This is a genomic window from Variovorax sp. AC194 (assembly GCF_979257995.1).
The window spans coordinates 5,869,283-5,895,074 of record NZ_OZ409823.1 but is presented as its reverse complement, the minus strand read 5'-3'; the positions used below and the strand labels follow the sequence as shown (position 1 = coordinate 5,895,074).

At 68.5% G+C, this 25,792-nt stretch carries 28 protein-coding genes; 9 read left to right on the top strand and 19 right to left on the bottom strand.

The window, feature by feature from the left end:
• Positions 1 to 98: 98 nt before the first annotated feature.
• Positions 99 to 656 (bottom strand): MgtC/SapB family protein, encoded by a 558-nt coding sequence (locus ACZYRS_RS27935; protein WP_463421809.1) that lies wholly within the window; start codon positions 654 to 656, stop codon positions 99 to 101.
• A gap of 1 nt (position 657) precedes the next feature.
• A complete protein-coding gene (locus tag ACZYRS_RS27930) occupies positions 658 to 2,688 on the bottom strand; it encodes a lytic transglycosylase domain-containing protein (protein ID WP_463421808.1) in 2,031 nt (676 codons plus the stop codon).
• A gap of 9 nt (positions 2,689 to 2,697) precedes the next feature.
• On the opposite strand from ACZYRS_RS27930, the gene ACZYRS_RS27925 reads away from it, so the two are divergent.
• The gene (locus ACZYRS_RS27925; RefSeq protein WP_198787958.1) at positions 2,698 to 3,315 is read left to right on the top strand and encodes a 5-formyltetrahydrofolate cyclo-ligase; all 618 of its coding nucleotides are present in this window, start codon (positions 2,698 to 2,700) and stop codon (positions 3,313 to 3,315) included.
• A 6-nt stretch (positions 3,316 to 3,321) separates the two neighbouring features.
• On the opposite strand, the gene ACZYRS_RS27920 is transcribed toward ACZYRS_RS27925, so the two are convergent.
• The gene (locus ACZYRS_RS27920) at positions 3,322 to 4,305 is read right to left on the bottom strand and encodes a LysR substrate-binding domain-containing protein (protein ID WP_463421807.1); all 984 of its coding nucleotides are present in this window, start codon (positions 4,303 to 4,305) and stop codon (positions 3,322 to 3,324) included.
• A gap of 176 nt (positions 4,306 to 4,481) precedes the next feature.
• Here ACZYRS_RS27920 and ACZYRS_RS27915 point away from each other — a divergent pair, with 176 nt between their 5' ends.
• Entirely contained in the window at positions 4,482 to 4,802 is a 321-nt protein-coding gene (locus ACZYRS_RS27915) for a DUF2917 domain-containing protein (protein WP_463421806.1), read from the top strand.
• An 85-nt stretch (positions 4,803 to 4,887) separates the two neighbouring features.
• Here the strand turns inward: ACZYRS_RS27915 and ACZYRS_RS27910 are convergent, their stop codons facing one another.
• Positions 4,888 to 5,292 (bottom strand): BLUF domain-containing protein, encoded by a 405-nt coding sequence (locus ACZYRS_RS27910; protein ID WP_463421805.1) that lies wholly within the window; start codon positions 5,290 to 5,292, stop codon positions 4,888 to 4,890.
• A 91-nt stretch (positions 5,293 to 5,383) separates the two neighbouring features.
• On the opposite strand from ACZYRS_RS27910, the gene ACZYRS_RS27905 reads away from it, so the two are divergent.
• On the top strand, positions 5,384 to 6,154 hold the full coding sequence (locus tag ACZYRS_RS27905) for a Crp/Fnr family transcriptional regulator (RefSeq protein ID WP_198787954.1): 771 nt from the start codon (positions 5,384 to 5,386) through the stop codon (positions 6,152 to 6,154).
• A 24-nt stretch (positions 6,155 to 6,178) separates the two neighbouring features.
• Here the strand turns inward: ACZYRS_RS27905 and ACZYRS_RS27900 are convergent, their stop codons facing one another.
• Positions 6,179 to 7,015 carry a DUF6279 family lipoprotein gene (locus ACZYRS_RS27900; RefSeq protein WP_463421804.1) on the bottom strand — a complete coding sequence of 279 codons (837 nt, stop codon included), beginning with the start codon at positions 7,013 to 7,015 and terminating at the stop codon, positions 6,179 to 6,181.
• A gap of 49 nt (positions 7,016 to 7,064) precedes the next feature.
• On the opposite strand from ACZYRS_RS27900, the gene glmU reads away from it, so the two are divergent.
• The gene (gene glmU, locus ACZYRS_RS27895) at positions 7,065 to 8,483 is read left to right on the top strand and encodes a bifunctional UDP-N-acetylglucosamine diphosphorylase/glucosamine-1-phosphate N-acetyltransferase GlmU (RefSeq protein ID WP_463421803.1); all 1,419 of its coding nucleotides are present in this window, start codon (positions 7,065 to 7,067) and stop codon (positions 8,481 to 8,483) included.
• 15 nt (positions 8,484 to 8,498) lie between these two features.
• On the opposite strand, the gene ACZYRS_RS27890 is transcribed toward glmU, so the two are convergent.
• A complete protein-coding gene (locus ACZYRS_RS27890; RefSeq protein ID WP_463421802.1) occupies positions 8,499 to 8,981 on the bottom strand; it encodes an Lrp/AsnC family transcriptional regulator in 483 nt (160 codons plus the stop codon).
• A gap of 139 nt (positions 8,982 to 9,120) precedes the next feature.
• On the opposite strand from ACZYRS_RS27890, the gene glmS reads away from it, so the two are divergent.
• A complete protein-coding gene (gene glmS / locus ACZYRS_RS27885) occupies positions 9,121 to 11,001 on the top strand; it encodes a glutamine--fructose-6-phosphate transaminase (isomerizing) (RefSeq protein ID WP_198787951.1) in 1,881 nt (626 codons plus the stop codon).
• Positions 11,002 to 11,089: 88 nt separating this feature from the next.
• Here the strand turns inward: glmS and ACZYRS_RS27880 are convergent, their stop codons facing one another.
• Entirely contained in the window at positions 11,090 to 11,629 is a 540-nt protein-coding gene (locus tag ACZYRS_RS27880) for a winged helix-turn-helix transcriptional regulator (protein ID WP_463421801.1), read from the bottom strand.
• 143 nt (positions 11,630 to 11,772) lie between these two features.
• Here ACZYRS_RS27880 and ACZYRS_RS27875 point away from each other — a divergent pair, with 143 nt between their 5' ends.
• Together ACZYRS_RS27875 and ACZYRS_RS27870 are read left to right on the top strand one after the other, a co-directional pair.
• Positions 11,773 to 12,165, top strand: coding sequence for a nuclear transport factor 2 family protein (locus ACZYRS_RS27875; protein ID WP_463421800.1), 393 nt, complete (start codon positions 11,773 to 11,775; stop codon positions 12,163 to 12,165).
• A 4-nt stretch (positions 12,166 to 12,169) separates the two neighbouring features.
• On the top strand, positions 12,170 to 12,670 hold the full coding sequence (locus ACZYRS_RS27870; protein WP_463421799.1) for a DUF3237 domain-containing protein: 501 nt from the start codon (positions 12,170 to 12,172) through the stop codon (positions 12,668 to 12,670).
• On the opposite strand, the gene ACZYRS_RS27865 is transcribed toward ACZYRS_RS27870, so the two are convergent.
• The 10 genes from ACZYRS_RS27865 to ACZYRS_RS27820 all read right to left on the bottom strand — a co-directional run bounded on the left by ACZYRS_RS27865 (position 12,658) and on the right by ACZYRS_RS27820 (position 19,706).
• Positions 12,658 to 13,494: a tetratricopeptide repeat protein gene (locus ACZYRS_RS27865; RefSeq protein ID WP_463421798.1), complete on the bottom strand. Its 837-nt coding sequence runs from the start codon at positions 13,492 to 13,494 to the stop codon at positions 12,658 to 12,660. The two genes, ACZYRS_RS27870 and ACZYRS_RS27865, sit on opposite strands and share 13 nt — an antisense overlap.
• 36 nt (positions 13,495 to 13,530) lie before the next feature.
• Positions 13,531 to 14,475, bottom strand: a complete 945-nt coding sequence (gene ku, locus ACZYRS_RS27860; RefSeq protein WP_463421797.1) for a non-homologous end joining protein Ku — start codon at positions 14,473 to 14,475, stop codon at positions 13,531 to 13,533.
• Positions 14,476 to 14,642: 167 nt separating this feature from the next.
• The gene (locus ACZYRS_RS27855; protein WP_463421796.1) at positions 14,643 to 15,014 is read right to left on the bottom strand and encodes a hypothetical protein; all 372 of its coding nucleotides are present in this window, start codon (positions 15,012 to 15,014) and stop codon (positions 14,643 to 14,645) included.
• Positions 15,011 to 15,238: a DUF3606 domain-containing protein gene (locus ACZYRS_RS27850; RefSeq protein WP_198787944.1), complete on the bottom strand. Its 228-nt coding sequence runs from the start codon at positions 15,236 to 15,238 to the stop codon at positions 15,011 to 15,013. Before ACZYRS_RS27850 ends, ACZYRS_RS27855 begins: the two co-directional genes overlap by 4 nt.
• The gene (locus ACZYRS_RS27845) at positions 15,235 to 15,459 is read right to left on the bottom strand and encodes a hypothetical protein (RefSeq protein WP_463421795.1); all 225 of its coding nucleotides are present in this window, start codon (positions 15,457 to 15,459) and stop codon (positions 15,235 to 15,237) included. The genes ACZYRS_RS27850 and ACZYRS_RS27845 overlap by 4 nt, the downstream gene beginning before the upstream one ends.
• A gap of 139 nt (positions 15,460 to 15,598) precedes the next feature.
• On the bottom strand, positions 15,599 to 17,335 hold the full coding sequence (locus ACZYRS_RS27840; RefSeq protein ID WP_463421794.1) for a RecQ family ATP-dependent DNA helicase: 1,737 nt from the start codon (positions 17,333 to 17,335) through the stop codon (positions 15,599 to 15,601).
• A complete protein-coding gene (locus ACZYRS_RS27835; RefSeq protein ID WP_463421793.1) occupies positions 17,335 to 17,655 on the bottom strand; it encodes a hypothetical protein in 321 nt (106 codons plus the stop codon). Before ACZYRS_RS27835 ends, ACZYRS_RS27840 begins: the two co-directional genes overlap by 1 nt.
• A 20-nt stretch (positions 17,656 to 17,675) precedes the next feature.
• A complete protein-coding gene (locus ACZYRS_RS27830; RefSeq protein ID WP_463421792.1) occupies positions 17,676 to 18,095 on the bottom strand; it encodes a DUF2934 domain-containing protein in 420 nt (139 codons plus the stop codon).
• Positions 18,096 to 18,129: 34 nt separating this feature from the next.
• A complete protein-coding gene (locus tag ACZYRS_RS27825; RefSeq protein ID WP_463421791.1) occupies positions 18,130 to 18,489 on the bottom strand; it encodes a hypothetical protein in 360 nt (119 codons plus the stop codon).
• Between the two features lie 242 nt (positions 18,490 to 18,731).
• On the bottom strand, positions 18,732 to 19,706 hold the full coding sequence (locus ACZYRS_RS27820; RefSeq protein ID WP_463421790.1) for a hypothetical protein: 975 nt from the start codon (positions 19,704 to 19,706) through the stop codon (positions 18,732 to 18,734).
• A gap of 249 nt (positions 19,707 to 19,955) precedes the next feature.
• Between ACZYRS_RS27820 and ACZYRS_RS27815 the strand changes: the two genes are divergently transcribed.
• On the top strand, positions 19,956 to 20,396 hold the full coding sequence (locus ACZYRS_RS27815; RefSeq protein WP_463421789.1) for a hypothetical protein: 441 nt from the start codon (positions 19,956 to 19,958) through the stop codon (positions 20,394 to 20,396).
• 24 nt (positions 20,397 to 20,420) lie between these two features.
• On the opposite strand, the gene ACZYRS_RS27810 is transcribed toward ACZYRS_RS27815, so the two are convergent.
• The gene (locus ACZYRS_RS27810; RefSeq protein ID WP_198787936.1) at positions 20,421 to 20,939 is read right to left on the bottom strand and encodes an Lrp/AsnC family transcriptional regulator; all 519 of its coding nucleotides are present in this window, start codon (positions 20,937 to 20,939) and stop codon (positions 20,421 to 20,423) included.
• Between the two features lie 92 nt (positions 20,940 to 21,031).
• Between ACZYRS_RS27810 and ACZYRS_RS27805 the strand changes: the two genes are divergently transcribed.
• Complete coding sequence (locus ACZYRS_RS27805) at positions 21,032 to 24,640, top strand: indolepyruvate ferredoxin oxidoreductase family protein (RefSeq protein WP_463421788.1); 3,609 nt, start codon at positions 21,032 to 21,034, stop codon at positions 24,638 to 24,640.
• A gap of 6 nt (positions 24,641 to 24,646) precedes the next feature.
• Here the strand turns inward: ACZYRS_RS27805 and gntR are convergent, their stop codons facing one another.
• Complete coding sequence (gntR, locus tag ACZYRS_RS27800) at positions 24,647 to 25,690, bottom strand: HTH-type transcriptional regulator GntR (RefSeq protein ID WP_463421787.1); 1,044 nt, start codon at positions 25,688 to 25,690, stop codon at positions 24,647 to 24,649.
• Positions 25,691 to 25,792: the final 102 nt, after the last annotated feature.

The window sequence follows — 25,792 nt, the reverse complement described above, 5'->3', positions numbered from 1 at the left end:
TTCCTTCGGTTCGGTTCGGTGCAAAGCCTTCGATGCTAGCCGCGCGGCGCGCGGCCATTGATGCCGAACGCGGCGCGAATTGATGCGGGCCGGCGCGGTCAGCCGCCGCGCGGCTTGTCGTCCGTCGATGCGATCACGCGCGGCGCATCCTGCGCGTCGTCGCTCTTCGCGACGGTGCGCTCGAGCAGGCTCACCAGCCGCGGCACCAGCGACAGCACCGCCAGCGCCAGCAGCGCGCTGAGCACCGCAGTCGCCTCGCGGCCCAGCCCGCAGGCCATGCCGATGGCCGCCGTCATCCAGAGCCCCGCGGCGGTGGTGAGGCCCTGCACGTGCGATTCGTCCTTGCCCTGCTTGAGGATGGTGCCCGCACAGAGAAAGCCCACGCCCGCCACCAGCCCCTGGATCACGCGGCTCATGTCGGCCGGCACGATGCCCGTCTGCTGCGGGATCAGCACGAACATCGCCGAGCCGATGGCCACCAGCATGTGCGTGCGCACGCCGGCCGCCTTGCCCTGCTGCTCGCGCTCGAACCCCAGCACAAAGCCCAGGATGGCCGCGAGCATGAGGCGAACGACGATGCGCGTGAGCTGCGCGACGTCCGTCACGTCCGAGAACTCGGAGGCGATGGTGTCGAGCACCTCGTCGTGCCAACTCATCTCAGGGAAGGTCCTTGTTTGGTTCCGGTTCGGCGGCGTCGCGCGGGCCGATGCGGCCCAGGCGTTCCTTCAGCGACTGCGGCCGGCCGCTGATGATCGCCGCGTAGTTCGTGGTGTTGGCCAGCACCTTCTTCACGTAGTCGCGGGTCTCGGTGAAGGGCACGTTCTCGGCCCAGATCGCCGCGTCGAGCACCGGGCCGTTGCGCCAGTTGCGGGGGCGCCCCGGGCCGGCGTTGTAGGCGGCGGCGGCCAGCGCCATGGAGCCGTCGAAATCGTCCAGCGCCAGCTTCAGGTAGTTGGTGCCGATGGTGATGTTGGTTTCGCGGTCGTTGATCTGGCCGGGCGTGAAGTCGGCCATGCCGATCTTGCGGGCCGTCCAGCGCGCGGTGGCGGGCATGACCTGCATCAGGCCCGAGGCGCCGACGCCCGAGCGCGCGTCCATGATGAAGCGGCTCTCCTGGCGGATGAGGCCGTAGACGTAGGCCGGATCGAGGCCGATGTCCTGGCTCTTGCGCAGCACCGTGTCGTGGAAGGGCATCGGAAAGCGCTGCTCCACGTCGATCGCGCCCTTGGTGCGCTCGCTGGTGTTGATGCAGCGGTCCCACACCTCGCGCTGGCAGGCGAAGTCGGCCGCGGCCAGCAGCGCGCGGTCGTCCATGCCGCCCTTGTCGTGCAGGTTGGTGGCGTAGTTCCACTCGCGCGTGCCTTCGGAGCGCAGGCCGATCGCGATCGCGTAGAGGCCGCGGTTGAGCGCGAGGTTGCTGCGCGCGGCGGCCTTTTCCTCGGGCGTGAGCGGTGCGGGCCGGGTGGCCGTGACGACGCGCTCGCCCAGCTCTTCGAGCGCGAGCATTTCGTAGAAGCCGCGCGTGCCGGCAATGCTCGTGTAGAGCTCGCGGGCCTGGGCGCGGCGCTCGTCGCTGCGTTCGGTGGCGAGCGCCCGGGCCTTCCAGTAGACCCAGGTCGGATCGAGCTGGGCGGTCTCGCTCATCGCGTTGATCGCGGGCGCCACGTCCTTCCACTGGCCGGCGCGCAGCGCGGCGCGCACGCGCCAGCCGAGCATGTCGTCCGAGAGGTCGCCGTTCTTCGTGACGTTGGCGAAATAGCCCACGGCCTGCGGCGAGAGCTTGTTGGCGGCCGCGCGGCCGATGGCGCCCCAGAGCCAGTTGCGCTCCTCGGCCGAGAGCATCGGGCCCCATTTGCTGTCCAGTTGCGAGGCGGCCATGTCGGGGTCGGCGATCGCGACCTTGATGAGCGCGAGCACCACCAGCTCCTTGCGCGACTTGGCGGCCACGAAGGCGCGGCCGGTGAGGAACTTGGCCGAGCTCGCGTTCAGTTCCTCGAAGAGCGGCAGCGCATCGGGCGCGGCGATGGTGACGGCACCGCGCGCGGCCTGCGGGCGGTTGGCCTCGATGGCCAGGCGCGCCTTCTTCCAGGCGTCGTTGGGCGACATGAGGCGGGAGGCGACCATGCGGTCGGCCGCGGTGAGGCAGCCGTCGTCGGCCTCTTTCTGGCCGAGCCAGGCGCGGCGCACGTCGTCGGCCTGGGCCTGCGTGGCGGTGCCCGAGCGCAGCGTCTCGGCCAGGATCGCGTAGCAGCGCACTTGCGCGTCGTCGCCCATGCGGTAGCCGGCCACGTTGGCGGCAAAGCCGTCCCAGTCGCGGCGCTGGCCGAGCAGCAGCAGCCAGTCGTTGCGCAGGCGGTCTTCCTGGTAGGTGCCGGGGTAGCGGGCGTAGAAGTCCTGCACTTCGTTGGGCTGGGCTTCCTGCAGGCGGGCCTTCAGTTCCCAGTAGGCGGCCCAGGGCTCGAGCGCGTGGCCGCGGGCTTGCGGCAGGAGGGCGGTAAGGCGGGCCTTGTCGCCGCGCCCGAAGGCCTGCTTCATCTGCACCAGCACGTCGTCGTTGGTGTTGGTCTGTGCGCTGGCGGGGGGGTGAAAGAGCAGTGCGGCGGCAGTCAGGACGAGGGAAAAAGCAACGGCTGGCGTTGCGTTGCGCGGGCGGTTGCGCGTGGATGCCAAAATGCTTGGGAACTGCATCGGGGGATTATGGACAAGTCAAAGGGTGCCGACACTTCGGCGACGGCGAGTTTTCTGAAGGACCAACTGCGCAAGGCCTTGATCGAACAACGCCTGGCCATGCCGGATCGGATGACGCGCGCCGACCTGCTGCAGCGCGTCATGCGCATCTGGCTGGTCGGCCGGCCCGACACCGTGATCGGCGCCTACTGGCCGATCAAGGGCGAGTTCGATCCGCTGCCCGCGCTGCACCGCTGGAAGGAAGACGGCGAGCTGATGGAAGAAACCCAGCGCCGCCGCATCGGACTGCCCGTGATCGACAAGGTCCACAAGACCCTCACCTTCCACGCGTGGTACCCCGGCTGCCAGATGGAAGAAGACGCCTACGGCATTCCCAAGCCCAAGGACACCGAACTGATCGTGCCGACCCTGCTGTTCGTGCCCTGCGTGGGCTACAGCGCCGGCGGCTACCGGCTGGGCTACGGCGGCGGTTTCTACGACCGCACGCTGGCGGCGCTGGAGCCGCGGCCGTTCACGGTGGGGCTCGGATTCACGCACGGCTTCCTCGACGATTTCGAGCCGGAAGCGCACGACCTGCCGCTGGACGCGATCCTCAACGACAACGGCGTCGTCTGGCCGACGAGCTGAAAAACCTCAATCGATATCGTCGATCGTGTCCGGATCGGGCACCTCGCCGATGGTCCCGCGCGTGGTGCCGGCCTGCAGCAGCAGCCAGTCCCAGAAGGCCTTGATCTCGGGCCGCAACGCATTGCGCGGACCGGCAATGAGCCAGTAGGACATCGGTGAATCCATGCGGTGCTGGGGCAGCACCTCGATCAGGTCGCCGTTGGCCAGGCTCTCGGCGATCAGCGAGCTGCGCGCCAGCACCACGCCCTGGCCGGTGAGCGCGGCCTGCACCATCTGGTAGGCGTAGTTGAAATAGAGCCAGCGCTTGGGTTGCGCGCGTTCCAGGCCGTTCACCTCGAACCAGCGCCGCCACGTCAGCCATTCCAGGTGCGTGCGGTGCGCGTCGCCCGCCTCGATCAGCGTGAAGCGGGTGATGTCTTCCGGCGTCTTGATCGGCGGGCTGCTCTTGATGAGCCAGGGGCTGGCCACCGGCGTCAGATTTTCGCCGAACAGGCGCACGGCGGTGGGCGGCATGGCCTCGCGCGGGCCGTAGCGCAGGGCGATGTCCACGTCGGCTACTTCCAGGTCCACCGCCACGTCGCTCGCGTCGATGCGGATGTCGATCTCGGGGTTGTCGCGCTGGAAGACCTCCAGCCGCGGGATCAGCCACATCGAGGCGAACGACGCGAACGTGGTGAGCGACACGCTCTTGCGCCCCGCGCTCTGGCGGATCTGGCGCACCGCCATGTCGATGCGCGGCAGCGACTGCTGCACCGAGAGCAGCAGCTGCGCCCCCGCGCTGGTCAGCTCCACCGCCCGCGTGTGGCGCAGGAACAGCGACACGCCCACTTCCTCTTCCAGCGACTGGATCTGCCGGCTCACGGCCGACTGGGTCAGCGCCATTTCCTCGGCCGCGGCGCGGAAATTCAGGTGCCGGGCAACAGCCTCGAAGGCGCGCAGGTGCCCGGCCGAGATGGGGCGGGAGCGCAGGTGGGTTTGCGAATGTTGCATGGATGGGGCTTCCGGGGGCGGCCCGGCGGTCGGGTCGATTGATGCGGTATCAGCATCAGTAGGCTACTTCGTTTTCATTGGACCCACAACGCCATAGAAACGATCATTCATTCCCGAACTGCGCCATTGCCACCGTCCTGGCATCGCACTTCGGCACAGCCCAAGGAGTCTCCATCATGTCCACCGCCGTCTGCACCACTGAATCGCTCGCTTCCCTGTCCATTCCCGCCCGCACCGCCGTCGCCGTGCCTGCGGCCGTGCGCCGCGGCGCCTGGCAGATCGCTCCCGGCGAGGCGATGAGCCTGAAGGCGCGCGCGGCCAGCGTCCTGCGCGTCAAGCAGGGCCGGGTGTGGATCACGCCCGACGCCACGCTGGCCCACCCCAGCGAAGACCTGGTGCTCGCACCGGGCGAATCGATGGCGGTGGCCGCCGGCCAGCGCATCGTCATGGAAGCATGGGATGGCTACGGTGCCACCTACACATGGGACCAGGCCTGAACGGCCACGCGCTCCCATGGACGGGAAAGGCGGCTTCGGCCGCCTTTTTCTTTTTGCGCGGGGCCTTCGCCCCGTTTTTTCTTTTTCAGCCGTTGATGTCGAAGCTGGAGCGCAGCGCCAGGAAGTGCTTGAGGGCCGCCTCGCCCTCCAGGGCATGCACGCCGGCCATGAGGTCGGGGCCTTCGCTCTCGGCCAGCCCCATGCCGAAGCCGCTGTAGCGGCGCGCTTGCAGCGGGCCTTGATGGACCACCCGCACGTCGATGTGCCGGGGGTCCGCTTCGATGCGCTGCATCAATGCCGCCACCGCTTCGCGCGGACCCTCCAGGTGCTGGCAGAACCGCAGGCCGTCGAAGACCAGGAGGCCGGTGATGCCCTGCGCCGCGTTGCGCGCGCGCGCCTGGCTGACGATGGCGCCCACGGCGTTGGCGGGCAGGTCCTGCGCGAGCACGCTGCAGTAAAAAATCTCGTGAAGCGTCTGTGGTTCTGTCATGCGTCTGGAAGGGGAAAGCGGTGCGCAGTCTAGGCAGCCGCGACGTACGGGGAAATGTAAAAAGACATGGCCGGAGCGCCTATAGTGAGCCGTGCGATTCGACGACTACCCCGCAGCCGCTTCCCCGCCGCAAGGTGCCAATCCCTGCGACGACTGCGCACTGCGGCGGCTCGATGCGTTCCTGCCCGCGTCGCAGGAAGAACTCAAGACCATCCAGTCGTTCCGCGTCGGAGCCCGGCGCGTGGCGGCGGGCGGCGCCATCGTCGAGGAGCACCGGCCCAGCGCGCAGCTGTTCACCCTCTATTCGGGGTGGGCTTTCCGCTACAAGACATTGACCGACGGGCGCCGGCAGATCCTGAGCTTCCTCCTGCCCGGCGACTTCATCGGCCTGCAGGACGAGTTCGCCGAGGGCCAGACGCACGGCGTCGAGGCCGTCACCGACGCCACGCTCTGCGCCTTCTCGCGCGACCGGCTCTGGCCGCTCTTTCACGCCCAGCCCAAGCTGGGCTACGACATCACCTGGCTGGCCGCGCGCGAGGAAAAGATGGTGGACGACAACCTCGTCACCGCCGGCCGGCGCAACGCGGGCGAGCGCATCGCCATGCTGCTCATGCACCTGTACCGCCGCGCCGAGCGCGTGGGCATGGTGCGCGACGGCTGGGTGGAGTTTCCATTCAACCAGCAGCACATCGCCGATGCGCTGGGGCTCTCGCTGGTGCACACCAACAAGACGCTGCGGCGGCTGCAGCGCCTGGGGCTCTACAAGCTCGATGCGGGGTGGCTGCGCATCCTGGAGCCGCATGCGCTGGAAGCGCTGGGCGATTACTTCGAACGGCCCCTGCGGCCCGTTCCCCTGATCTGACGCAAAAGTGCCCGCGCCGCGGCCTCAGCGCGCGGCCACCAGCTGGCGCAGATCGCTCTGGTAGGCCTGCAGCCGTCGCACCGCCTGCTCGCGCTGGCTGGCGCTGGTGCCGTTGTGCAGGGCCGCGAGGTTGCGGCAGCCTTCTTCCAGCAACGCCTGCTGCTGGTCGCGCCAGGGCCCGGGCGGCGGTTCGGCGATGCGCAGCAGGTAGGCGTGCAGCGCCGCGCGCGCCTCGGCCGGCGACGGCTTTTTCGCATTGAATCCGCGCAGCATCGCCAGCGCCTCCTGCTGGCGCTTGCGGCGCTCGGCGTCCGCGAGCTGCGGGTTGAACGCCGACTGCGCGACCTGAAGCTTCAGCAGATCGCGCTGCTCGGCCGTCAGGCGGCCGTAGAAGTCTTCCATGCGGTCCAGGAACTGGTCGTAGCGCTTGTCCTGCACCTGCGCGGGCGTGCGGTCGAGCCAGTCCTTGCGGTACTCGTTGTTGAGCTTGGTGTACTTGCGCTCGAGCTGCTGCAGCTGCGATTCGCTCAGGGTCAGCGCGAGGTCAGCGGTTGCAGGCTCGGCGTGCTCGACCGCGGCCAGCAGGCGATCGCGAATGCCGTCGGCGAAGCTGCAGGCCTGCGCGGGCGTCACCTCGCCAGGCGCCAGGCCTTGCGCGTCCTGCAGCAGGGCGATGACCTTGGGCAGTTCGTTCTGCCGGTGCCAGGCCAGCAGCTGGGCCAGTTCGTCGTGCACCTTGGGCGTCTGCGTGCTGTCGAAATCGAAATAGCCGTCGAGCCACCAGTAGCTCACCTCGGGCAGGTTGTTGTAGGCCAGCTTGATCGCGCTGCAGGCGCCCAGCGCGGCGACCAATGTCAGCACGCCGATAATCCGCGCGAGCTCCGCGCAACGAATCCGGAAAGAAGAAAGCATGAATCAGACTCCGCAGCAGCAAGACATCCAGGGGCCGATCGACGTGGTCATCATGGCGGCCGGCAAGGGCACGCGCATGAAAAGCAGACTGCCCAAAGTGTTGCATCGTTTGAGCGGCCGCGCACTGATCGCGCATGTGGCCGACACCGCCGCGCGCATCGGCGCGCGCCACGTGGTGGTCGTGACCGGCCATGGTGCGGCCGAAGTCGAGGCGGCCATGGATGGCACCAGGTTGCGCTTTGCGCGTCAGGAGCCGCAGCTGGGCACCGGCCACGCCGTGCAGCAGGCCGTGCCGCTGCTGCCGGACGACGGCACGGTGCTCGTGCTCTCGGGCGACGTGCCGCTGATCGGCGAAGACACATTGCGCGCCCTCGTGGCCGCGAGCGCGGGCCAGCGGCTCGCGCTGCTGACCATCGAGTTCGACGACCCGACCGGCTACGGCCGCGTGATCCGCACGTCGGCCGGCGGCACGGTGACCGCCGTCGTCGAGCAAAAGGATGCCACCGACGCGCAGCGCGCCATCCGCGAGATCTACAGCGGCGTGATGGCCGTGCCCGCGCGCCTGCTCAAGGGCTGGCTCGCGCGGCTGGACAACCGCAACGCGCAGAACGAGTACTACCTGACCGACGTCGTGAAGCTCGCCGCGGCCGACGGCGTGCCGGTGGTGGCGCACATCACGACCGATGCGCTGCAGGTGGCGGGCATCAACAGCCCGGCGCAGCTCGCGGCGCTCGAGCGTGCCTGGCAGCTGCGCCAGGCCAACGCGCTCATGGAGCAGGGCGTGCGCTTGGCGGATCCGGCGCGCTTCGACCTGCGCGGCACGCTCGAATGCGCGGCCGATGTCGAGATCGACGTCAACTGCGTGTTCGAAGGCCAGGTGTCGCTGGGCGAGGGCGTGCGCATCGGCGCCAACTGCGTGATCGCCAATGCGCGCATCGAAGCCGGCGCGGTGATCCATCCGTTCACCCACATCGAAGGCGAAAAGGCCGGCGTGACGGTGGGCGAGCGGGCGCTGATCGGCCCGTTCGCGCGGCTGCGGCCCGGCGCGCAGCTCGGCGCCGAAGTGCACATCGGCAACTTCGTCGAGGTGAAGAATTCGACGCTCGCGGCCGGTGCCAAGGCCAACCACCTGGCCTACCTGGGCGATGCCACGGTGGGCGAGCGCGTCAACTACGGCGCGGGCAGCATCACCGCCAACTACGACGGCGCGAACAAGCACCGCACGGTGATCGAAGCCGACGTGCACGTGGGCAGCAACTGCGTGCTGGTGGCGCCGATCACCATCGGCGCGGGCGGCACCATCGGGGGCGGATCGACCGTGAACAAGTCGACCGAGCCGGGCGCGCTGACCGTGGCGCGCAGCAAGCCGGTGAGCTTTCCCAACTGGAAGCGGCCACAGAAAAAGCCCAAGGCCTGACGGAAAACCGGGGCCTCAGCCCAGCGGCACCGCGGGTTCGAATTTCGCGCGCTTGAGGCTGAAGAAGGCCTTGACGTTGCGCACGTTGGCGTCGGCGGTGAAGAGGCGCTGCGTCAACGCGCCGTAGCCCGGCATGTCGCGCGCCGCGACGATGAGGACGAAATCCGGGCCGGGCGAGACGCGCCAGCACTGCTGCACCGCGTCGTCGGCGATCACGCGCGCTTCGAAGGCGTCGAGCGCGCCAGCGTCCTGCCGGTCCAGCGAAATCTCGACCACCGCCTGCAATCCGTGGCCCAGCACCGCGGCCAGCCGGTCGGGCGAGAGCAGCGCGACCTGGCGCTCGATGAGGCCTTCGTCCTTCAGCCGCTGCACGCGGCGCAGGCATGTGGGCGGGGAGATGCCCACGTCGGCGGCCAGCCGCTGGTTGGTCTGCGAGGCGTCGCGCTGGAGGGCGTCGAGCAATCGGAGGTCTATTGCATCGAGGGAGATTGATTCCATATATCTATAAATTATGGAATAAAAATCCAAATCAAAGAAATGGTGAAATAAAACTCCGAAATCTATCGAATTTCGATGGCATATTTTTCTTTCCCCTACCTACCATCGACCGATCCTCTTCATCCAAAGGCAGCTCACCATGTGCGGCATCGTCGGGGCAGCGTCCCATCGCAACATCGTTCCGGTCCTCGTGCAGGGCCTCCAGCGGCTCGAATACCGCGGCTATGACTCCTGCGGCGTGGCGGTGCATGCAGGCGGCTTGACGCGGGCGCGCACCACCTCGCGCGTGGCGGACCTCGTCACGCAGGTGCGCGACGACAAGGTCGAAGGCCTCACCGGCATCGCCCACACGCGCTGGGCCACGCACGGCGCGCCGGCGGTGCACAACGCCCATCCGCATTTCAGTCACGGCCCCGGCGCCGACGCGCAAGGCACGCGCCCCGGCCGCATCGCGCTCGTGCACAACGGCATCATCGAAAACCACGAAACGCTGCGCGCCGCGCTCGAAGCCAAGGGCTACGTGTTCGAGAGCCAGACCGACACCGAGGTCATCGCCCACCTGGTGGACAGCCTCTACGACGGCGACCTGTTCGAGGCCGTGAAGGCCGCGGTGCTGCAGCTGCACGGCGCCTACGCCATCGCCGTCATCTGCCGCGACGAGCCCCAGCGCGTGGTCGGCGCGCGCGCCGGCTCGCCGCTGATCCTCGGGGCGGGCAAGGAAGGCAACGAGAACTTCCTCGCGAGCGATGCGATGGCCCTCGCCGGCGTGACCGACCAGATCGTGTACCTCGAAGAAGGCGACGTGGTCGACCTGCAACCGGGCAAGTACTGGATCGTCGACAAGAACCACAAGCCGGTGACGCGCCAGGTGCGCACCGTGCAGGCCCACAGCGGCGCGGCCGAACTCGGCCCGTACCGCCACTACATGCAGAAGGAAATCTTCGAGCAGCCGCGCGCCATCGGCGACACGCTCGAGGGCGTCGCGGGCATCGTGCCCGAGCTGTTCGACGGCATCGGGCAGGACGGCGCCACAGGCGCGAGCGCGCACCGCGTGTTCAAGGACATCGACAAGATCCTCATCCTGGCCTGCGGCACCAGCTACTACAGCGGCTGCACCGCCAAGTACTGGCTCGAGGGCATCGCGAAGATTTCGACGCAGGTGGAAATCGCGAGCGAATACCGCTACCGCGAATCGGTGCCCGACCCCAAGACGCTGGTGGTCACCATCAGCCAGTCGGGCGAGACGGCCGACACGCTCGCCGCGCTCAAGCACGCGCGCTCGCTCGGCATGGAGCAGACCCTCACGATCTGCAACGTGGCCACCAGCGCGATGGTGCGCGAGTGCAAGCTCGCGTACATCACGCGCGCCGGCGTGGAGATCGGCGTGGCATCGACCAAGGCCTTCACCACGCAGCTGGCGGGCCTGTTCCTCTTGACGCTGGCCATCGCGCAGACCAAGGGGCGCCTCACCGAAGCCGACGAGGCGCGCTACCTGAAGGAAATGCGCCACCTGCCGGTCGCGCTGCAGTCGGTGCTCGCGCTGGAGCCGCAGATCATCGGCTGGGCCGAGGACTTCGCGCGCAAGGACAACGCGCTCTTCCTCGGCCGCGGGCTGCACTACCCGATCGCGCTCGAGGGCGCGCTCAAGCTCAAGGAAGTGACCTACATCCACGCCGAGGCATACGCGGCCGGCGAACTCAAGCACGGCCCGCTCGCGCTCGTGACGAGCGAGATGCCGGTCGTCGCTGTCGCGCCGAACGATGCGCTGCTCGAAAAGCTCAAGAGCAACCTGCAGGAAGTGCGCGCGCGCGGCGGCGTGCTGTATGTGCTGGCCGATGGCGACACGAAGATCAAGAGCAGCGAAGGCCTGCACGTGATCCGGATGCCGGAGCACTATGGCCAGCTGTCGCCGCTGCTGCATGTGGTGCCGCTGCAGTTGCTGGCGTATCACACGGCTTGCGCGCGGGGGACGGATGTGGACAAGCCGCGGAATCTGGCGAAGAGCGTGACGGTGGAGTAACGCTTTTCTGAAACGGTCCCGTCTGGCTGGCGTGCTGCGAGCACGCCAGTGAGAGGTGGCGATGAAAGCGTGAGCCGAACGCCCGCCGCTACGGCCGCCCGGCCTTGAAAGCCCCCAGCCGCGCTTGCCGCTCCGCATGGAACGACCCGCTCAGCTTCGCGGAAAGCTCCTCCCTGCGCATCGTCTTCCCGCAGGACTGGCAGGCGGGGCCGAGGCCGGGGTCCTGCCCGCAGGGGATGTGGATGTAGTGGATGGCGACTTCCTCGTCCTCGGACTTGAACCATGTCTCGCCCCAGGCGCGCAGTGCCAGGAACACCGGGTGAAAGGCGATGCCCATCTCCGTCAGGTGGTACTCGTGCCGCGGTGGCCTTTCGCTGTAGGGCCGGCGCTCGATCAGGCCCGCCGATTCCAGCTTCTTCAAGCGGCTGGCCACCATCTGCGGCGTGGCTTGCGTGTGCGCCTGGATCTCCTCGAAGCGGCGCGTTCCGAGGAACAACTCCCGAAGCACCAGCACGGTCCAGCGGTCGCCGACAACGTCCTGCGCGCGCGCGACCGGGCACAGGGTCGGGCTGGAATTTGGGCCCGTCGTCTCGCCATCTGCGGATGAATTTCTCGGCGTCTTGGTCATTTCCGGCATCATACCTGTTGTCACTATGAAAATCATAGGTATAGTCGCCAGCGTTCGCGGGGCGGCTTGCAAACCTCCTCGCGCACCGCGGAATCCATGGGGCTTTCCGTGAACATCCACTGAACCACATCGAAAGGTTTCTCATGTCTGAACCTGTCAAGCTGGACCTGGCCGCCATTGCCGATCGCTACGCCGCCGCGTGGCTCTCGCACGATCCCAAGGCCATCCTTGCGCTGCACGCGCCCGACTCGACCTTCCAGGCGCACGGCCGCGGCGCCGAGGTGCGGGGGGAGGCCGCGTTGCTGCAGGAGTTCGCCGGTGTCTTCGAGCGCTATCCCGGCTTCGGCGTGGAAACCCACCGCCTGCTCCTGGGCGACGGGCACTGGACGCTCGACTGGACCTTGACCTTCCAACCCCCTGGCAAGGAGCGCCGCGGCTTCCATGCGCTGGACGTCGTCGAGGTGGACAGCGCCGGCCTCATCACGCGCAAGGACACGTTCTTCGACTACGCGCAAGTCAAGGCCGCCTCGAACTGACGCCATGAACGCCATCCTCACCACGCAACCGCTCTTGGAGCAGCCACTGCGCGAAGCGATGCCGATCAGGCACCTGTGCGATCTGCAGGTCGACCTCGAGACGCCGATCGCCATCCCCACGCCGCGCGGCACGCTGGTCCCGTACATCGGCAAAGGCGGCCGGCTGGAAGGGCCGAAGCTGCGCGGCGAATTCCTGCCGGGCAGCGTCGACTGGGTCGTGATCGGCGCGGACGGCATCAGCCGGCTCGACATTCGCGGTGCGATCCGCACCGACGACGGCGCGCTCGTCTACTTCGAAAGCAAGGGCGTCGCCAAGCTGCCGCCGGACGGCAGAAAGCGGCTGGCCAAGGGAGAGCGCCTGGCGTTCGGCGAGACCTACCTGCGCACCACGCCGAAGCTGGAGACCTTGGACGAGCGCTACCTGTGGGTGAACGAACTCGTTCTCCTGGGCTACAACGAAATGTCGGCAGGGCGGATCGACTTTCGCATCTATCAGGTTCTCTGAAGGCGCCTGAACGCGCTGAAGTGCCGTATCGCCATCTGATGCCTCCCGGTCTGCGCACAGAGCAGGGCGGCATTCCGATGCGCATCGAGGAGGTCCGGCTGCAGCCGCAGCGCCTCTTCGTAGCTTGCCAATGCGCCGTCGAGGTCGCCGATGCCCTCGCGCGCCACGGCCTGGTTGAAATGCATCAGCGGATCGTCGGCGCAGAAGTGCAGCGCGTCTTCGTAGAGCGCCGCCGCCGCCTCGCACCGGCCGGATTCGCACAGCATGAAACCCAGGTTCAGGTACGCGTGGGCGTACGAGGGATCGTCTTTCAGGATGCGCCGGTACAGCGCCTCGGCGGCCCCGGGGCTGCTTTCCTCCAGCGCCTGGGCTTCGGCAAAGCGCGCATCGAGCGCGGCCGCATCGACGACCGGCTCGTGCGGCCGCGGAAAGAAGCGCAATGCGCTGTCGCCGCCAGCAGCGATCTGCAGATCGAGCACGAACTGCCCGGTCTGCGGTTCCCATTGCGCATCGCCCCACCTGACGGTGACGCGGTCGCCCTCGGCGGTGATCCGCATGCCCTGCAGCGGTTGCGCCTCGGGCAGCGTGGCCCGCAGCTGCCGCAGCGCCTTGAGGATCTGCCGCGTGGGAATGCGTGCCGCGCGCAGCTCATGCGCGGAACGCAGGACGACCAGGTCCTGGAAGGAAAACTTCCAGACCTTGCCCTGCAATTTCACGGGCGCCACGAAGCCGAGCTCGATGAGCTTGCCGACCGCATGGCGCGACAGCCCGAGCGACTGCGACACCCCGCGCAACGACTGCGAAAAATCGGCGGATGCTTTCATCGAGACGCTGCCGGACGGCGCGGCGAAGAAGCGGCGCTATGCCGCCTTCCGGGCCTTGGCGGTGGTCTTGCTGGTCTTCTTCGATGCGGCCTTGTGCGCGGTTCCGCCCGACTTGGCCGCAGCCCCCGCACTGCGCTTCTTGCTCGCCGGCGTAGTGGCCTTGACGGCCTTGGCAGCCTTGCCGCCCTTCAAACTGCGCTTGAGCAGCTCGGTGAGGTCGATCACATTGGAGCTTTCTTCCGGCGCCTCTTCCTCCGGCTGGATGACGGTCTCGGTGTCGCCGGCCTTCACCTTCTTCTGCACGATCTTCATCACCGCGTGCTTGAACTCGTCGGTGAAGTCTTCCGGTTTCCATTCGCCCGACATGTCACCCACCAGCTGTTCGGCCATCTTCATTTCCGCCGCGGTGATCTTCGCGCCCTTGACCCCGGCGGCGGGCAGGTCGAGCCCTTCCAGCGGCTTCACCTCGTCGCCCCATCGCAGCAGGTTGAGCACCAATGCCTTGCCCGACGGCACCAGCACGGCCAGGTGCTGCTTGGTGGAGATGACCACCTTGGCGAGCCCGACCTTGCCGGTCTTGATGAGCACTTCGCGCAGCAGCGCATAGACCTTCTGCCCCTTGTTGACCGGCGCCACGTAGTAGGGCCGCTCCAAGTACACGAAGGGAATCTCGTTGGCGTCGATGAAGCGCTGGATCTCGATGGTCTGCGTGGTGCGCGGATACGCCGCCTCGATCTCGTCGGGCGAGATCACCACGTACTTGCCGTCCTCGTACTCGAAGCCCTTGACGATGTTGTCCTTGTCGATCTCCTTGCCCGTCTTCTTGTTGATGCGCTTGTAGCCCACCGGGTCCATGCTGCGCTTGTCGAGCCAGTCGAAATCGATGCCCTGTTCGCTGCTGGCCGTGTGCAGGCCCACCGGGATGTGAACCAGCCCGAAAGTGATCGCGCCTTTCCAAAGGGTCCTGCTGCCTGTGGCCATGGGGTTCGTCCTTAACGCTGAAAAGAAAACGGGGCCGGCGAAGACCGGCGAATGCAAAGCGTGTCTTGCGCTGCATGGGCGCGGTGTGGGACATGGCCAATGCCGCCGGGAGGACGCGGCGCACATCGGGACTCTCATCTGGCGCTCCCAGCGTTGGCAGGGGTGTGCTACTTCATCAGTCCGAATCCGAAGGCGCTTCCCGTGGCGGGCCTCTTCTCAGGCTCGGGCTTCGCTGCCTTGCGGGCGGGGTGCTTGCCGGCTCGCAAGGCTTTCGAATCGGGCTCGCTGTCGGTCGGACGTCGTGGTCCCGCATCCAGGTCGTCGATGAGCGATTGCAGCGCGAGGAGGCCATCGGCCATCGATGCCTTGTAGGTGTCGGCCGCCTTGCGGGCGCGCTTCAAGGATCGCCACGGCCCCTCGTGTCCGTCCCCGTCCTCGTCGTCGTCGGCTTCGCTGAGCACCCACTCGAATCCACCGGACGGCGCTTGCTCCACATGGACCGCGATCCGGCGCAGGACGTCTTGCGTGCCCGTGCTCATGGCGCCGCGGCCTGGCCGAAGCGGGCGTCGTTCCCCGGCGCCGCGCTTTCCCGCCGCTTGAGCGCATCGAGGTAAGCCTGCACGCGCTCCACCGACGTGCCGACGGCGCGCATCGCGATCCTGAGTTCGGCGACGGAGCACCCCAGGTGGTCGGCCCACGCCTTCGCCGCGGCGGGCGTGGGGGTCGAGATGCTTTTCGCACCCGGTCGGATCGCGCGCGTCATCGCACTTCGCGCGGCTCGCGCATCGCCTGGATGGTGCTCTTGCCCGGCGAGCCGGAGAGAAACTGGAAATCGAGCGCGCCGGAGCCGGCGGCGCGCTCGCGTTGTACGGCAAGGTGCAACAGCGCCATGGTGGCGATCAGGACCGCCACGGCGACCAGGAGCCAGAACTCCCCGCGCGGCGGTTGTGGGTGCTGATGACCTCGTGGATCACGGCTGCTCATCTCTCGGTCCTCCAATGTTGAAGGCGGCAGTCTGGTTCTTTGCGCGCGGGGCCGGCGTCGGACAAAGCTGAACCGTGCTGTATCCCGGCGTCTGATAACGCGATGGCGATGGCGATGGCGATGGCGATGGCAGAGGCGCTCAGCCGTGCACGCGGGCAGCGCTCGGCCTGCGGCGCAGCGGAGTCACATAGTCCGGATGAAAGCAGCGCTGGGTCCCGTCCTCGAATCCGACGGTGATCGACGTCGCGTCCGAAGCGATGACCACGCCGGGCCCGAAGCGCCGGACACGCACCCGATCGTCGGCGGCGAAGGCCGGCGGTGTGCGTGCGGCAGGCCCGGCGTCGTTGCCATTCATCACGATGGGCTGCGCCATTTCTTTTTCATGGGCCGCGATGCGCCGGCAGTTGTCGCACGTGCCGCAGCGTTTCGTCTCCGCCGCCCGGTCGAGATCGCTCAGCAGCAACTGCCACCGGCACTGGCCCGACTGCGCGTACGACACCATGCGCTCGAGCGTCTCGCGGTCCTGCTGCCGCCGGGTCTTGTAGGCATCGAGCACCGCCGTGAAATCGACGTTGCCGGCCGCGCGCTCGCGCACCGAGAGGCGCCCGCGCCGGTCGGCCTGGAGCACCTGCGCTTGCTTGAGCACCGCGATGCCCGACTGCATCCGGGTGCGCGGCCGGTCCAGCGCGTCGAGCAGGCTGGCGGCCGTCCATCCATCGGTTTGCGCCTCGAGCGGCTCGGCAAGCAGCTGCCGGTAGATCGCATCCAGGTCCTCCAGCTGCGGATATTTTCCGGCCAGGAAGAACTGCTGCACCGTGCGGTCCTTCGCATGGAACAGCAGCAGGCAGCGCGCCTCGTCGCCATCGCGTCCGGCACGCCCGGCCTCCTGGTAATAGGCATGCAGGCTCGCCGGCATCTGGCAGTGCAGAACGAAGCGGATGTCGGGCTTGTCGATGCCCATGCCGAAGGCATTGGTGGCGACCATGACGCGCACCTCGCCCGCCATGAATGCCTCCTGCGCGGCGTTGCGCTCGCGCGCGCCGAGCTTGCCGTGATAGAGCGCCACGGATTCATCCTGCGCCTTCAACGCATCGAACGCATGCGCCGCGGCCTTCACCGTGGCGGCGTAGACGATGCCGCTGCCCGGCGCTTCGCGCACGAATTCCAACGTGCGGCGCAGGCGCTCCTTCTCGTTCGCGAGCTGTTCGACGGCAAAGCGCAGGTTCGCGCGGTAGGCGCCGGTATCGACCAGCCCCGAGCGCGGAATGCCCAGCAGCTTCATCACATCGGCTGCCACCTCGTCGCCCGCGGTCGCCGTCAACGCGAGCACGGGCGGGTTGCCCAGCGCCCGGATGGCGGGGCCGATCTCCAGGAAGGCGGGCCGGAAGTCATGGCCCCATTGCGAGATGCAGTGCGCCTCGTCGACCGCGACCAGCGCCACCGGGTGCGCGCCCAGGCGCCGCAGGAACTCCGGATCGGACAAGCGCTCGGGCGTCGTCAGCACGATGCGCGCGCGGCCCGCGTCGATGTCGGCTTCCGATTGCGCCAGTTCCTCAGCGCCGAGCGAACTGTTGACCTGCACCGCGCGGATGCCGAGCGCCCGCAGCCGGTCGCACTGGTCTTTCATCAGCGCGATGAGCGGGGAGACCACCACGGTCTGCCCTTCGAGCAGGACCGCGGGCAACTGGTAGCAGAGCGACTTGCCGGCGCCCGTGGGCATCACCGCGAGCGTGGACAGGCCGGCCAGCACGCGCTCGATCACCTCGGCCTGGCCGGCGCGCAGACGGCTGTGGCCGAAGACGCCGCGCAAGGTCGTGGCCACGCGGCGCGCAGGCGGTATTTCCTTGGGCGGTTTGCCGGCGGGCCTGGCGGGCATCAGGCGTTCTCGGGCTCGCCGTCCTCGCTGTCTTCGCTGCTGCCGTTGTCCTCGGCAAGGTCCTCGACGCGGGCCGCGTCCGGATCTTCGGTGGCCGTGTCCACTTCATGCGCCGCGTCGGGGATCACGCCGACGCGGTCGGGAAGGATGTCCGAATCGGTCGGCTCCTCCAGGCCCGCCTCGGCGGCCGCGCGGTTGCCGCCCGTGCCCGCGGCATCGCTGCCGCTGTCGCTGGAATCGGAGGGGCCGAGCGTGTCTTCGTCGGTGCCCTTGGGTTCGATGGGCGCGCGTTCGCCGCCCAGGATGCTGCTGGTCGCCATGTTCGGATTCCTCTGTGCTTTCAAACTTTCGTGCCGGCCTGGCGATCGACTTGCGCCTCGGCTTCGAGCCAATCCTCTGTCTCGTGACCGGCTTCGCCGCCGCGGCGCTGGTATGCGTCGTACGCGGCGCGGCGGATGGCTTCTTCGCGGGAGTCCGGGCGGGAGTCAGGGTGGGGGAGAGGTGCGGGTTCGGCGGGCTCGCGGTTGCTGTCGGGCGTCAGGTCCTCGGTGAGGCCGAACGCGGCGGAGTCGTCGTGCTTCGTGGCCTCCACGTTCTTGCGCTTGTCCTGCATCCGCTCTTTCGGCGCGGGGCCGGAGACGTCCTCGCCCGCGGCGGTCTTCTTGCCGGAAAAGCTCTCGGCACCGCCCATGTTGTCCACGCCGCCGCTGGTGGCGGGGCGGGTTCCGTCGCCTGAACCGGTGGGGGGTCTGTCGCTCATTTCGATCTCCTTGTGAGGCTGGATGGGGCTGGACTTACTGGGGGACGGGCTTGGTCGTCGTGCCGGCGCCCCTGGCACCTGCGGCACCTGCGGCACCAGCGCCGCTACCCGTGCGACCGGGCGACTTGTCGGGCGGGCCCACGTTGGCCGGCGACGTCATCGTCTGCGAGCGGCTCTGGACTGTTTCCTTGTCCGTCACGATCTTTCCGCTGTCGCCGAAGCCGCCCGTGGGGCTGCGCGAAGCCGGGGCCTTCTGTGCATCGCTGGTCGGCGGCGCCACCGAGCCTTTGGGATTGCCGGTGGACTGTGCCGCGGCCGATAGCGCGAGGCCCGCCGCGATGCTGAAAACGGCAATGCCGCGAAGCGCGAAATGGGGGTTGGAAGGGTTGTTCATGAATGCAGATTCAGCGGAATGAATTCGCAGCCACGTAGGAGCACTTCAGCATCGGCTGTCTGTGCATGCTGTATGTGCACGGGGCGGGTTGCCGCCGCGGGCCCGCGAAGGCGCGGCCCGCGGCGCCGGCTCAGTGGAAGAACAACGCGATCAGGATGATGACCGGGATGGGTACGCCAAGAAAAAGCAGCAGAAGTGAGCGCATGGAAATCTCCTTGAATTTGAAAGTGGGTGGATGCCGTTCAGAGGTCGCGCCGGCGGCCGCCATAGGTGGCCGCGAAGCTCGCGACGAAGGCGCCGATGAGCATCGAGATCACCAGCCACAGCGAGCCATAGGCCGATGCCTTGCGCGCCGCATCGGCGGCCTCCTTGGCCTTCGCCTGCGCATCCTTGAGCGCGGCCTGGGCCTTCGCGTAGGTGTCGGTCACGCGCTTCTCCGCGTCCTGCTGGCTGAGACCGGTGCGCTGCGCGACGACCTGCCCCACATACCGCGCATCTTCGGGCGGCAGCGCGCCGGTGCGGATGCTGTTCAGGAAGATGCGGCTGACTTCCGCATTGGTTGCGGCAGCAGGGCGATCGGGCGCTGTGGTCGCGGGCGCGGCGCTGGCGTCGCCCGGGGTTGCGGGCGTGGCGCTCGCATCGCGGCGGAACAGCGAATCGATGAAGTAGTTCATCGGGCCGGGGCCGGCCTCCGAAGTTGATTGCGATCCCGAAGCCGCGGCACCGGCACCCGCGGCACCCGCAGCACCTGCTGCGGTCGCGGCCGTCGCCGCACCGCCGGCCACCGTGGCGCCCGCTTGCGCGCCGGCGCCGAGGATCGAGCCCACGACCGAACCGAGCAGCGCCGCCGTCAGCAGCGTCGCCACCGACCAAGCGAGAAAGCCGTGGGCCGTGTCGCGGAAGTACACCTCGTCGGTGTGCACGCCGGCCCACTTGGTGCGCAGCCTCCCGGCCAGGTAGCCGCCCATGCCCGAGGCGGCGATCTGCGTGAACGTGAGCCACAGGATGGTCGCGACGCCGATGGTGGCGGCGCTCGCGCCCTGGCTCGCCCACGGGCTGATCGACGACATGCCCAGCCCCGTGCCGAGCAACAGAAGAATGAGCGACAGCGATGCCGCGCCCGCGGCGCCCGCAAAGATCGCCCCCCAGGACACACCGCTCTGGCTGGCGGACCCTTCGATCACGCCGACTGGTGAATTGACGCCGTACTGGGCCATGGCTGCTCCTTGTGCACTTTGTTGTGGTGCTGGAAATCTTTCGCCGGCGCGTGTGCGCTTCAGTCGGTGCCCGACGCAAGGCGGGGTAGGCAGTGATCCCGTCCGGCCCGCGTCCAACCGTGCGGGCCGTCGATGGCCGCGGTTTGCTTTTGCCTACAAGAGATGCCCGTTCCACCCGACACCCCGGTGTGCATCGCGTCGCCCAAATAGCTCCTTCGCAAATCCTGTTGCTCCTTTCGAAAGACCGCCATGGCAGACGACCCGAAGACCCCCTCCCAACTCGCCGACGAAGCACGCCGGGCCGGACGAGACGCATCGGCCGCAGCCAGCGGCCTGGCCGGCGAGGCGAAGACGATTGCCCGCGACACGGCCCAGGCCCTGCGCTCGAGCGCCACGGACGCGAAGGCGACCGCCGGCGAGGCGCTCGACACCGCACGCGGCATTGCCGCCGATGCGAAGGACGTCGCCTCGGACGCCGCCGACACCGGCCGGGCCTACGCCCGGAGCGCCGTCAACGAGGCCGGTAAAAAGATCGGGGGTTTCAAGGAGCGCGCCGCCGGATGGCAGGCCTCCTGCGTGAAACAGATCGAAGCCGAGCCGGTGAAGGCGGTGCTCATCGCCGCGGCGGGCGGCGCACTGCTCGCGGGCTTGCTCCTGGCGTTCGACCGATCCGAGCGGCGCTACTACTGATCGGTCCGGTCGGTCTGCGCCTTCTCAGCGCCGCGACGGCGCCGCGCCCGACTTCGCGCCCATCAGGTGCCCGAGCGGCAGCGCCACCTCCGACTTGATCTCGCGCAGCACGATGCTCGAGCGCACGTGCGTCACGCCCGGCAGGCTGAAGAGCACCTCGTGCAGGAAGCGCTCGTAGTGCTTCATGTCCGGCACCGTCACGTTCAGGATGTAGTCCGCGGGCCCCGTGGCCGAGACGCAGCGGATGATCTGCGGGCTCGCCGCCACCACCTCCTCGAAGCGCTGCACCATCGCCTCGCTGTGGCGGTCCAGGTTCACCTCGGCCACGGCCGAGACGTGCAGGCCCACCAGTTCGGGATCGACCCGCGTGGTGTAGCCGCGGATCACGCCGGCCGCCTCCATGTCCTTGATGCGCTTCCAGCAGGGCGTGGGCGAGAGCCCGACGGCCTCCGAGATCTGCTGCACCGTCTGCCGCCCGTCGTGCTGCAACGCAGAAAGGATCTTGAGGCAATGCTCATCCAGAGAAACAGAACCGACGTTCATGGTGGTTTTCGAGTGGATTCTTCTTCAAACAAGGGTCTGCGCCAGTGTATTGAAGAAACACTTACTCGGGGTGCGGCAGAACAATTCCGGGCATGAACGCCCCCCACAAGACGGCCGCGCTGCGACGGCCCGACTACCAGCTCTCCGACAACCTCTGGGCCGATGCCGGCTCGGTCTTCCTCACCGGCACGCAGGCGCTGATCCGCATCCTGGCGATGCAGAAACAGCGCGACGCGGCGCGGGGTCTCCATACCCAAGGCTTCGTGAGCGGCTACCGCGGCTCGCCGCTGGGCATGGTCGACCAAGCCATCTGGAAGGCCGGCGAGCGCTTCAAGCAGACCGGCATCCGCTTCGTGCCCGCCGTGAACGAGGAGCTCGCGGCCACGCAGGTGCTGGGCACCCAGCGCGTGGAGTCCGACCCCGAGCGCACCGTCGATGGCGTCTATGCCATGTGGTACGGCAAGGGCCCGGGCGTCGACCGCGCGGGCGATGCGCTCAAGCACGGCAACGCCTACGGCTCGTCGCCGCACGGCGGCGTGCTGGTGGTGGCGGGCGACGACCACGGCTGCGTGTCCTCGTCGATGCCGCACCAGAGCGACCACGCCTTCATGGCCTGGCGCATGCCCGTGATGCAGCCCGCGAGCGTGGCCGAGTACCTGGAGTTCGGCCTCTACGGCTACGAACTCTCGCGCTATTCGGGCGCATGGGTCGGCATGGCGGCGCTGTCCGAGATCGTCGAGAGCGCGGGCACCGTGGACCTCGATGCGGTGAACGTGCGCGTGGCCGCCTGGGAAGACGCCGACGCCGTGCGCGCCGCCACCGGCCACGCCGCGCCGCCCGACGGCCTGCACTACCGCTGGCCCGACCTGCCGTCGCTGCGCATCGAGTCGCGGCTGGAAGACAAGCTCGCCGCCGTGGCCGCGTTCACGCAGCGCAACAGCATCGACCGCCACGTCATCGTGAGCCCGCACGCCAAGGTGGGCATCGTCACCTGCGGCAAGGCGCACCACGACCTGATGGAAGTGCTGCGGCGCCTCGAACTCTCGCCCGAACAGCTCGCGCGCGCCGGCGTGCGGCTCTACAAGGTGGGGCTGAGCTTTCCGCTCGAGCAGACGCGCCTGAAGGAATTTGCGCAGGGGCTCGGCGAGATCCTCGTCGTGGAAGAGAAGGGCGCGGTGGTCGAGACGCAGCTGCGCGACATCTTCTACAACGCGCCGCCCGATGCGCGCCCCGTGCTCGTGGGCAAGCACGACCGCAAGGGCCAGCCGCTCGTCTCCGCGCTCGGCGAGCTGCGGCCTTCGCGCCTCATCGAGCTGGTCGCGCACTGGCTGGCCGTGCACTTCCCTGACAACCACGACCTCGGCGACCACCTGCAGCATGTGCGCGATTTCACGCCGCCCGACCTGCTGGGCAACGCGAGCGATGCCGTCAAGCGCGTGCCGTACTTCTGCGCCGGCTGCCCGCACAACACCAGCACCAAGGTGCCCGAGGGATCGACCGCGCGCGCGGGCATCGGCTGCCACTTCATGGCCAACTGGATGGACCGCAGCACCGCGGGCCTCATCCAGATGGGCGGCGAGGGCGTCGACTGGATCTCGCACGCCATGTTCACCAAGACGCCGCACGTGTTCCAGAACCTGGGCGACGGCACCTACTACCACTCGGGCTATCTCGCGATCCGCCAGGCCGTCGCGGCCAAGGCCACGCTGACCTACAAGATCCTCTTCAACGACGCGGTCGCGATGACCGGCGGGCAGCCGGTGGACGGCGTGATCAGCGTGGACGCGATCGCGCGGCAGGTGGAATCGGAAGGCGTCACCAAGGTGGTCGTGGTGAGCGATGCCATCGACAAGTACGACGCCATCAAGAACAAGTTTCCTGCGGGCACCGAGTTCCACGACCGCGCCGCGCTCGACGCGGTGCAGCGGCGCCTGCGCGAAATGCCCGGCGTGACCGTGCTCATCTACGAGCAGACCTGCGCTGCCGAGAAGCGCCGCCGCCGCAAGAAGGGCGAGCTGGCCGATCCGCCCAAGCGCCTCTACATCAACGAGGCCGTGTGCGAAGGCTGCGGCGACTGCACCGTGCAGAGCAACTGCGTGGCCGTGCTGCCGCACGAAACGCCGATGGGCCGCAAGCGCAAGATCGACCAGACCAGCTGCAACAAGGACTACTCCTGCGCCAAGGGCTTCTGCCCGAGCTTCGTGGGCGTCACCGGCGGCAAGCTGCGCCGCAAGAGCGGGGCGCTGGCGGCGGGGCGCGATGCCTTCCTGCACCGCGTGGCCGCGCTCGCGCATCCCGCGCCGCATGCGTGGACCGGCCCCTACGATCTGCTGGTGACCGGCGTGGGCGGCACCGGCGTGGTGACCGTCGGCGCGGTCATCGCGATGGCCGCGCACCTCGAAGGAAAATCGGCCAGCGTGCTCGACTTCATGGGCTTCGCGCAGAAGGGCGGCTCGGTTCTGAGCTTCGTGCGGCTGGCCGACACGCCCGAGCGGCTGAATCAGGTGCGCATCGACACGCAGCAGGCCGACGCCATCCTCGCGTGCGACGTGGTGGTGGGCGCCTCGCCCGACGCGCTGCAGACCGTGCGGCACGGGCGCACGCGCGTGCTCGCGAACATCCACGAGATCCCGGTGGCCGAGTCGCTGCGCAATCCCGATGCCGACCTGCGTGTCGATCTGCTGCTGGAGAAGATGCGCTTCGTCGCGGGCGAAGAACAGGTCGAGACCTTCGACGCACAGAGCCTGGCCGAAGAGTTCCTGGGCGACACGCTGGCCGCGAACATCGTCGCGACCGGCTATGCGTGGCAGCGCGGCCTGGTGCCGCTGAGCCTGGAGGCGCTGATGCATGCGATCGAGCTCAACGGCGTGGCCGTGGCGGCGAACCAGTCGGCGTTCTCGCTGGGCCGGCTTGCGGCGGGGAACCCCGCGGCGCTCGACCAACTGCGTGCCGCACCGATGGACGCACAGGCGCAGCAGGCCGACGAGCGCCCGCTGGACGCGCTGCTCGCCGATGCGCGCCGCCATCTCACCGGCTACCAGAACGCCGCATGGGCCGCGCGCTTCGACCAACGCATCCGCGCGCTGCAGGCGGCCGAAGCCGCGCTGCCGGGCGGCGATGCACGCCTGCCGCTCACGCGCAATGCGGCGCGCAGCCTCTTGAAGCTCATGAGCTACAAGGACGAGTACGAGGTCGCGCGCCTCTACACCGATGGCGCATTCCTGCAGAAGCTCAAGGACCAGTTCGAAGGCGAGCTGAAGCTCGAATTCCACATGGCCCCGCCGCTGCTCTCGCGCCCCGCGAACGGCCAGGCACCCGCGAAGATTCGCCTCGGCGCCTGGATGCTGCCGATGATGAAGTGGCTCGCGCACGGCAAGCGGCTGCGCGGCACGGGCCTGGACCTGTTCGGCTACACGCAGGAGCGCCGGACGGAGCGCGCACTCATCGCCCGGTTCGACCAGCGGCTCGATGAACTGGCCGCCGAACTTTCAGCGGCCAACCAGCAGCTCGCCGCGCAGATCGCGGCGCTGCCGCTCTCGATCCGCGGCTTCGGGCATGTGAAGCTGGCCAACCTCGCGCTCGCCAACGAGCGCGAGGCGGAGTTGCTGCACCGCTTCTCGCCGGAGCGTTATCCGCGGCCGGAAACGAAGGAGAAGGCGCAGGCAGGGCAGTTCAAGGGAATCGCCGTCGTCTCGCACTGAGCGCACTCAGCTGCTCTGCCGCACCATCAGCTCGAAGCCCAGGTCCAGCGTGCGCTCGGGCACGGTCTCTTGGCGCATCAGCGCGAGCAGCATGGTCGCCGCGCGCTCGCCGATTTCCTGGCGCGGGGTGCGCACGGTGGTGAGCGGCGGCAGCATCTGGTCGCTGCCGCCCAGGTCGTTGAAGCCCGCGATCGCCACGCGCCCGGGCACTTGCACGCCCGTGCGCAGCGCGGCGAGCAGCGCGCCCTGGGCGAGGTCGTCGTTGCAATAGAAGATGGCATCCACGTCGGGGTGGCGCGCGAGCAGGTCCTCGAACTGCCGGCCGCCCAGCGCCATGGAGGTCGGCCCCGGCACGAGCAGTTCGAGCGCCGGGTCGTGGCAGCCGGCCGCGCGCAGCGCCTCGCGGTAGCCCTCCAGGCGCAGCATGACGCGCGGGTCGAGCTGGCCCGCGGCGTAGGCGATGCGGCGGCGGCCGCGCGCGAGCAGGTGCTGCACGATCGCGCGGCCCGCGTCCTGCTGCGAGAAGCCCACGCTGTGGATGCCGGGCGCGGCCGACGTCTCCATCAGGTACACGCAGGGCGCATGGCTGCGCTCGAGCATGCGCAGGGACGCGGCACTGCGATCGAACCCGGTCAGCAGCACGCCGGCCGGCCGCTGCGAGAGGTAGCTGCGCAGCAGCGCCTCTTCCTCGGCGGGGTCGTAGTGGGTCACGCCGATGAGCGACTGGAAGCCGTGCGGCGCCAGCGCGTCCTGCACCGCCTCGAGCAGTTCCACGAAGAGCTGGTTGGTGAGCGACGGAATCAGCACCGCCACGTGCGAGCTGCGCGCCGAGGCGAGGGCACGCGCCGCCACGTTGGGCACGTAGCCCAGCGCATCGACCGCCGCCTGCACGCGCGCCTTCAGCTCGGGCGCCACGTTGCGCGCGCCGCGCAGCGCACGGGAGACGGTGATCGCGCTCACGCCCGAGACGCGCGCCACGTCGTCGAGGGTCACGTGACTGGAAGAACGGGAGACAGAGCGGGAACGGGGGCGCTCGGGGACGTCGGCCATGGTCGTTGGTCGTTTCTCAGGGTTAATACCAAGATTGAATCGGACAGCGCTGTCCTAGGATAGCGCTGTCCCAGCCCTTTGCCGACCGGAGAAACCCGGAAC

What these genes read in the sequence shown, in the direction of transcription:
- ACZYRS_RS27935 (WP_463421809.1), bottom strand. Translation starts at nt 656, where the DNA reads ATGAGTTGGCACGACGAGGTGCTCGACACCATCGCCTCCGAGTTCTCG.
- ACZYRS_RS27930 (WP_463421808.1), bottom strand. Translation starts at nt 2,688, where the DNA reads ATGCAGTTCCCAAGCATTTTGGCATCCACGCGCAACCGCCCGCGCAAC.
- ACZYRS_RS27925 (WP_198787958.1), top strand. Translation starts at nt 2,698, where the DNA reads ATGGACAAGTCAAAGGGTGCCGACACTTCGGCGACGGCGAGTTTTCTG.
- ACZYRS_RS27920 (WP_463421807.1), bottom strand. Translation starts at nt 4,305, where the DNA reads ATGCAACATTCGCAAACCCACCTGCGCTCCCGCCCCATCTCGGCCGGG.
- ACZYRS_RS27915 (WP_463421806.1), top strand. Translation starts at nt 4,482, where the DNA reads ATGTCCACCGCCGTCTGCACCACTGAATCGCTCGCTTCCCTGTCCATT.
- ACZYRS_RS27910 (WP_463421805.1), bottom strand. Translation starts at nt 5,292, where the DNA reads ATGACAGAACCACAGACGCTTCACGAGATTTTTTACTGCAGCGTGCTC.
- glmU (WP_463421803.1), top strand. Translation starts at nt 7,065, where the DNA reads ATGAATCAGACTCCGCAGCAGCAAGACATCCAGGGGCCGATCGACGTG.
- ACZYRS_RS27890 (WP_463421802.1), bottom strand. Translation starts at nt 8,981, where the DNA reads ATGGAATCAATCTCCCTCGATGCAATAGACCTCCGATTGCTCGACGCC.
- glmS (WP_198787951.1), top strand. Translation starts at nt 9,121, where the DNA reads ATGTGCGGCATCGTCGGGGCAGCGTCCCATCGCAACATCGTTCCGGTC.
- ACZYRS_RS27880 (WP_463421801.1), bottom strand. Translation starts at nt 11,629, where the DNA reads ATGACCAAGACGCCGAGAAATTCATCCGCAGATGGCGAGACGACGGGC.
- ACZYRS_RS27875 (WP_463421800.1), top strand. Translation starts at nt 11,773, where the DNA reads ATGTCTGAACCTGTCAAGCTGGACCTGGCCGCCATTGCCGATCGCTAC.
- ACZYRS_RS27870 (WP_463421799.1), top strand. Translation starts at nt 12,170, where the DNA reads ATGAACGCCATCCTCACCACGCAACCGCTCTTGGAGCAGCCACTGCGC.
- ACZYRS_RS27865 (WP_463421798.1), bottom strand. Translation starts at nt 13,494, where the DNA reads ATGAAAGCATCCGCCGATTTTTCGCAGTCGTTGCGCGGGGTGTCGCAG.
- ku (WP_463421797.1), bottom strand. Translation starts at nt 14,475, where the DNA reads ATGGCCACAGGCAGCAGGACCCTTTGGAAAGGCGCGATCACTTTCGGG.
- ACZYRS_RS27855 (WP_463421796.1), bottom strand. Translation starts at nt 15,014, where the DNA reads ATGAGCACGGGCACGCAAGACGTCCTGCGCCGGATCGCGGTCCATGTG.
- ACZYRS_RS27850 (WP_198787944.1), bottom strand. Translation starts at nt 15,238, where the DNA reads ATGACGCGCGCGATCCGACCGGGTGCGAAAAGCATCTCGACCCCCACG.
- ACZYRS_RS27845 (WP_463421795.1), bottom strand. Translation starts at nt 15,459, where the DNA reads ATGAGCAGCCGTGATCCACGAGGTCATCAGCACCCACAACCGCCGCGC.
- ACZYRS_RS27840 (WP_463421794.1), bottom strand. Translation starts at nt 17,335, where the DNA reads ATGCCCGCCAGGCCCGCCGGCAAACCGCCCAAGGAAATACCGCCTGCG.
- ACZYRS_RS27835 (WP_463421793.1), bottom strand. Translation starts at nt 17,655, where the DNA reads ATGGCGACCAGCAGCATCCTGGGCGGCGAACGCGCGCCCATCGAACCC.
- ACZYRS_RS27830 (WP_463421792.1), bottom strand. Translation starts at nt 18,095, where the DNA reads ATGAGCGACAGACCCCCCACCGGTTCAGGCGACGGAACCCGCCCCGCC.
- ACZYRS_RS27825 (WP_463421791.1), bottom strand. Translation starts at nt 18,489, where the DNA reads ATGAACAACCCTTCCAACCCCCATTTCGCGCTTCGCGGCATTGCCGTT.
- ACZYRS_RS27820 (WP_463421790.1), bottom strand. Translation starts at nt 19,706, where the DNA reads ATGGCCCAGTACGGCGTCAATTCACCAGTCGGCGTGATCGAAGGGTCC.
- ACZYRS_RS27815 (WP_463421789.1), top strand. Translation starts at nt 19,956, where the DNA reads ATGGCAGACGACCCGAAGACCCCCTCCCAACTCGCCGACGAAGCACGC.
- ACZYRS_RS27810 (WP_198787936.1), bottom strand. Translation starts at nt 20,939, where the DNA reads ATGAACGTCGGTTCTGTTTCTCTGGATGAGCATTGCCTCAAGATCCTT.
- ACZYRS_RS27805 (WP_463421788.1), top strand. Translation starts at nt 21,032, where the DNA reads ATGAACGCCCCCCACAAGACGGCCGCGCTGCGACGGCCCGACTACCAG.
- gntR (WP_463421787.1), bottom strand. Translation starts at nt 25,690, where the DNA reads ATGGCCGACGTCCCCGAGCGCCCCCGTTCCCGCTCTGTCTCCCGTTCT.